This is a genomic window from Halomonas sp. PBN3 (genome assembly GCF_000475415.1).
Lineage (GTDB): Bacteria > Pseudomonadota > Gammaproteobacteria > Pseudomonadales > Halomonadaceae > Halomonas > Halomonas shengliensis.
In genome coordinates this window covers 1-705 of sequence record NZ_AXCA01000225.1, presented here as the reverse complement: position 1 = coordinate 705, position 705 = coordinate 1, and the positions used below count along the sequence as shown (strand labels likewise).

The following is a 705-nucleotide window of genomic DNA, read 5'->3' as shown; positions in this document are numbered from 1 at the left end:
GGATAGCGTCGCGGCGTGCTGCCCCCGGCACAGAAAAGACATGGGGGTGGGGGGAGGTGCGCCCTGAGCACAGGAACTTGATCAAAAAGCAGCCAAACTCCACCTCAGATCCCTTTTATCCCCACCGAACCTGGCATCTGGGGACTTCTGACTGACCCGGTGCAACATCCGGGATAGGGGTGGTGCATGTGGTGCCGCCCAACGTCAACGCCTTCCTGCGTGAGGGGCGTTTCAGCCTGGTGGCGGCCAAGCCCGAGGTGGTGCCCAAGCCGTCGGTCAACGACTTCTTCATCTCGCTGGCCGCCGAGGCCAATGACGAGGCGATCGGCATTGTGCTCTCCGGCACTGGCTCCGACGGCACCGCGGGCTTGCGTACCATCCTCGCCGCCGGCGGCGTCACCCTGGTGCAGGAGCCCGGCTCGGCCAAGTACAGCGGCATGCCGCACTCGGCGATCGAAGCCGGGGTGGCCGATTTCGTGCTGGCGCCCCAGCAGATGGCCGCCAAGCTGGCCGAACTCGCCAGTCTTCACGAACAGGCGCGCACTCAGGTCAGCGAGGAGATCCCGCAGGTCCTGTTCGAGAAGCTCAAGGCGCGCCGCGAGATCGATTTCTCGGGCTACAAGAGTGGCACACTGACCCGCCGGGTGCGCCGCCGCATGGTGGCCACCGGCACGCGTACCATTCCTGAATAAATAAGGTAATCCC

General features: G+C 65.0%; 1 protein-coding gene. It reads left to right on the top strand.

The genetic code is table 11. The features are described 5' to 3' along the window. Window positions 1–182 precede the first annotated feature (182 nt). Entirely contained in the window at window positions 183–692 is a 510-nt protein-coding gene (locus Q673_RS35245) for a chemotaxis protein CheB (RefSeq protein WP_023007527.1), read from the top strand. Window positions 693–705 lie beyond the last annotated feature (13 nt).